Below are 5547 nucleotides of genomic sequence, written 5' to 3' on the forward strand. Positions count from 1 at the left end.
GACGCGGTGGCCGTGACGTTCGAGGGCACCTCGCTCACCTACCGCGACCTCGACGCGCGCGCCAACCGGCTGGCCCACCACCTGCGCGAGCACGGCGTCGGCCCCGACACCCTGGTCGCGGTCTGCCTGGAGCGGTCACCGGAGCTGGTCGTCGCCCTGCTGGCCGTCCTCAAGGCCGGCGGCGCGTACGTGCCGCTCGACCCCGGCCATCCGGCGGAGCGCCTCACCGAACTACTCGTCGACAGCGCCCCGGTCACCGTCCTCACCCACGCCGCGACCCGCGCCGCCCTCGACGGCCTGACCGCCGCGCCCCTCGTCGACCTCGACGCCGACGCGCACCGCTGGGCCGACCGGCCCGGCACCGACCCCGATCCCGGCACCCGGCCCGACCACCTCGCCTACGTCATCCACACCTCCGGCTCCACGGGCCGGCCCAAGGGCGTCATGGTCGAGCACGCCAACGTGGTGCGGCTCTTCTCCGCCACGGCCGGGTGGTTCGGCTTCGGCCCGACGGACGTGTGGAGCCTCTTCCACTCCTTCGCGTTCGACTTCTCCGTCTGGGAGATCTGGGGCGCGCTGCTGCACGGCGGCCGGCTGGTGATCGTCCCCCGACTGGTCAGCCGCTCCCCCGCCGACTTCCACCGGCTCCTCTGCGACGAGGGCGTCACCGTCCTCAACCAGACCCCCAGCGCGTTCCGCAGCCTGATCGCCGCGCAGGCCGACAGCGCGCGGGCGCACCGGCTGCGTACGGTGGTCTTCGGGGGCGAGGCGCTGGACCCGACGATGCTGCGGCCCTGGTACGCGGACGCGCGCAACGGGCGCACCGAACTGGTCAACATGTACGGCATCACCGAGACCACCGTGCACGTGACCCACCGGCCGTTGACCCCGGCCGACACCGAGCGACCGGGCGTCAGTCCGATCGGGCGGCCCATCGGGGATCTGCGGCTCTACGTGCTCGACGGACGGGGGGAACCGGTGCCGCCCGGGGTCGTCGGTGAGCTGCACGTCGGTGGCGCGGGGGTCGCGCGGGGCTACCTCAACCGGCCCGCGCTGACCGCGGAACGCTTCCGGCCCAGCCCGTTCGTCGCCGGGGACCGGCTCTACGCCACCGGTGACCTCGTGCGCCACCGCCCCGACGGCGGTCTCGACTACCTGGGCCGCAACGACTCGCAGGTGCAGATCCGTGGCTACCGCGTCGAGCTGGGCGAGATCGAGGCCCGGCTGGCCGCCTGTCCCGGCGTACGCGACGCGGTGGTGACGGTCACGACCGACGCCACGGGCGAGCCGCGCCTGGTCGGCTACTACACCGCCTCGGTACGCCGGCTGACCGCCGAGTCGCTGCGGACCCGGCTGGCCGGTGTCCTGCCGGAGCACATGGTCCCGGCCGCGTACGTGCGGGTCGCCGAGTGGCCGCTCACGCCCAACGGCAAGCTCGACCACCGGGCGCTGCCCGCACCCGACGGGTCCGCCTTCGCCACCCGGCACTACACCGAGCCGGTCGGTCCGGCGGAGACCGCCCTCGCCGCCATCTGGGCCGAGGTGCTCGGCGTCGAGCGGGTCGGCCGGCACGACAACTTCTTCGCGCTGGGCGGGCACTCCCTGCTGGCCCTGCGGGTGCTGGAGCGGATGCGCCGCCAGGGCATGCCCGCCGACGTACGCGCGCTCTTCTCCTCACCGGTCCTGGCCGACCTGGCCCGCGCGGTGGGTGCCGGCGCGGACCGGGCCGAGGCGACCCCGGACCCGATCCCGGTCGGCTGCGACCGGATCACCCCGGACCTGCTGCCGCTGGTGGAGCTGAGCCAGCCGGAGATCGACGCGGTCGTCGCCACCGTGCCCGGCGGGGCGCCGAACGTGCAGGACGTCTACCCCCTGGCCCCGGTGCAGGAGGGGATGCTCTTCCACCACCTGATGGCCCGCGACCGCGACCCCTACCTGGTCACCACCGTCCTCCGCTTCGCCGACCGGCACCGGTTGGACCGTTACCGCACCGCGCTGGAGGCGGTGATCGCCCGGCACGACGTGCTGCGCACCGGGGTGGTGTGGCACGGGATCAACGAGCCGGTGCAGGTGGTGTGGCGCCGCGCGCCCCTGCCGGTGGAGGAGGTCCCGCTCGACCCGGCGGGCGACGACCCGCTCCGGCAACTCCGCGAGCACGTCGACCGGCGGTACGCCCGCCTCCCCCTCGACCAGGCCCCCCTGCTGCGGCTGCTGGTCGCGCGGGACCCGCGCGACGGCGCGTGGCTGGCCGTGGAGCTGATCCACCACATCGTCGACGACAACACCTCGCTCAAGCAGCTGCGGGCCGAGGTCCGCGCGTACCTGGCCGGCGAGGGCGACCGGCTGCCGCCGCCGCTGCCCTTCCGTGACTTCGTGGCGCGGATCCGGCGCGGCGCGGACCGGGCCGAGCAGGAGAGCTTCTTCCGCCGGATGCTCTCCGACGTGGACAGCCCGACCGCGCCCTTCGGCCTGCGCGACATCCACGGTGACGGGCACAGCATGCGGGACGCCCGGGTGTGGCTCGGTCCGCAGCTGACGCGGCGGCTGCGTCAGCGGGCCCAGGCCCTCCAGGTCGGGGTGACCAGCCTCTTCCACGTCGCCTGGGGGCAGGTGCTGGCCCGGGCCGGCGGCCGCCGGGACGTCGTCTTCGGCACCGTGCTCTCCGGCCGGATGGACGGCGGCGCGGGCAACGACCGCGTCCTCGGGCCCTTCCTCAACACGCTCCCCCTGCGGGTCACCCTCGACGACACCGGCGTCACGGAGTGCGTGCTCCGCGCCCACGAGGCGCTGACCGGGCTGATCCGGCACGAGCACGCGTCGCTGGCGCTGGCCCAGTCGTGCAGCGGGGTGGCGCCGCCGGCGCCGCTCTTCACCGCCCTGCTGAACTACCGGCACGCCGAGGTGCTGGCCGAGTCGGACGCCCCCGCGCCGGACCCCGACGCGGACGACCTGACCTACCTGGCCGCGCAGGAGCACGGCAACTACCCGCTCGCGCTGGACGTCGACGACCTGCGCGACGACGTCGTGCTGACCGTCGCCGCCGCGGCCGGGGTGGCGCCCGACCGGGTCTGCGCGATGGTCGAGCGGGCCCTGGAGACGCTGGCCGACGCGCTGGAGCGGACGCCGGACGCGCCGGTGGGCGGGCTCGACGTGCTGCCCCCCGCCGAGCGCCGCCGGCTCGTCGAGGAGGACAACGACGCCACGGTGGCGTACCCACCGGGGCGCTGCGTGCACCACCTCGTCGAGGCCCAGGTGGCCCGCGATCCGGAGGCGGTGGCCCTCGTCCTCGGCGACGAGCGGCTCACCTACGGCGAGTTGAACACGCGGGCCAACCGGCTGGCCCACCACCTGCGCGCCCGGGGCGTCGGGCCGGACCGGCCGGTGGCGATCTGTGTCGAACGGTCGCTGGACACCGTGGTGGGCCTGCTGGCGGTCCTCAAGGCGGGTGGCGCCCACCTTCCGCTGGACCCGGCCTACCCGGTCGACCGGCTCGCCGCCATGCTGCGCGACAGCACGCCGGTGGCGGCGCTGACCCACGGCCCGGCCCGCGAGCGGCTGCGCGCCGCGCTGGCCGGGCTCGACACCCCGGTGGTCGACCTGGACCTCGACGCGGCGGCCTGGGCGGAGCTGCCGTCGACCGACCCGGTCGTCGACGGGTTGGGCCCGCACCACCTGGCGTACGTCATCTACACGTCCGGCACCTCGGGCACCGCCAACGGGGTGCTGGTGGAGCACCGGCAACTGGTGGCCGTCGCCGCCGCCTGGGAAGGCGTCCTCGACCTGCGTCCCGGCCTGGTGCACCTGCAGATGGCGAGTTTCTCCTTCGACGTCTTCACCGCCGACGTGGTGCGGGCGCTCGGCTTCGGCGGGCGGCTGGTGCTCTGCCCGCGTGAGCTGCTGCTGGACAGCGCGGGCCTGTACGCCCTGCTGCGCCACCACGACGTGGACTTCGCCGACTTCGTGCCGGCGGTGCTCAACCCGCTGCTGGACCATCTGGAGTCCACCGGCGGGAGCCTCGCCGCGATGGAGACGGTGGTCTGCGGCTCGGACGCCTGGACCGCCGCGAACGCCGCCCGGCTCCGGGCGCTGTGTGGGCCGCGGGTGCGGATCGTCAACGCGTACGGTGTGACCGAGGCGGCCGTCGACAGCACCTGCCACCTGCTCCCGGCGGACGGCCTCGCCGGGGCGACCTGCCTGCCGATCGGCCGGCCGCTGCCGAACGTGCGCGTCTACCTGCTCGACGCCGAGGGCGAGCCGGTCCCGGACGGGGTGGTCGGGGAGATCCACATCGGCGGCGCGGGCGTGGCACGCGGCTACCTGAACCGGCCCGAGCTGACCGCGCAGCGCTTCCGCGCCAACCCGTTCGTGCCGGGCGAGCGGCTCTACCGCACCGGTGACCTGGGTCGCCGGCTGCCGGGCGGGGAACTGGAGTTCCTGGGCCGCGACGACTTCCAGGTGAAGATCCGGGGCTTCCGCGTCGAGCTGGGCGAGATCGAGGCGCGGCTGGCGGCGACCGAGGGCGTCCGGGAGGCGGTCGTCGTGGCGCGCCCGGACGCCGGCGGCCACCAGCGGCTCATCGCGTACGTGCTGGCCGGGGCGAAGGAGGCGCCGGACGCCGCGCGGCTGCGGGACCGGCTCGCCGGCGAACTGCCCGACCACATGGTGCCCGCCGCGTACGTCCGGCTGGCCGCGTGGCCGCTGACGCCCAACGGCAAGCTCGACCGGGCGGCGCTACCGGCACCGGACGGGGAGGCGTTCGGCCAGCGCGGGCACGTCGAGCCGGTCGGCCTGCTGGAGGCCATGGTCGCCGGCGTCTGGGCCGAGGTGCTGGGGATCGAGCGCGTCGGCCGGCACGACGACTTCTTCGCCCTGGGCGGCCACTCGCTGCTCGCCATGCGGCTGGTGTCCAGGATCCGGCAGGTGCTGGGGCGGGAGGTCTCCCCGGCGGTGCTCTTCGCGGCGCCGGTCCTCGCCGCCTTCGTCGCCCGGCTGACGCCGGACGGCCGCGAGGTGCTGCCCCCGATCCGCCCGGTCGACCGGGCCGGCGCGCTGGAGCTCTCCTTCGCGCAGCGGCGGCTGTGGTTCCTGGAACGCCTCGGCGGTCTGGGCCACGCGTACCACATGCCGCTGGCCCTGGAGCTGGCCGGCTGGCTCGACCACGACGCCCTTCGGGCGGCCCTGGACGCCCTGGTGGACCGGCACGAGGCCCTGCGCACCCGCCTCGTCCCCGCCGGCTCCGACGCCCACCAGCACGTCGATCCGCCCGGCACCGGCTTCACCCTGCACACGCACGACCTCACCGGCGCGCCCGACGCCGCCGCCCGCCTGGCCCGGCTCCAGGACGAGGAGTTCACGGCGCCGTTCGACCTGACCGAGGGGCCCCTGATCCGGGGCCGCCTGGTGACCCTCGCCCCCGACCGGCACGTCCTGCTCGTCACCATGCACCACGTCGTCTCCGACGGCTGGTCCATCGGCGTCCTGACCCGTGAGCTGGGGGTGCTCTACGCCGCGCACCACCACGGCCGGCCCGACCCCCTGCCACCCCTG

Annotated in this window: 1 protein-coding gene; it reads left to right on the forward strand. The window is 75.4% G+C overall.

The genetic code is table 11. From position 1 onward, the window contains the following. Nucleotides 1–5547, forward strand: a 5547-nt coding sequence (locus ACFHW0_RS31385; protein WP_416613249.1) for an amino acid adenylation domain-containing protein, incomplete at both ends; no start/stop codon positions are given.

The organism is Micromonospora sp. LOL_025, from assembly GCF_048060285.1.
Taxonomy (GTDB): Bacteria; Actinomycetota; Actinomycetes; order Mycobacteriales; family Micromonosporaceae; genus Micromonospora.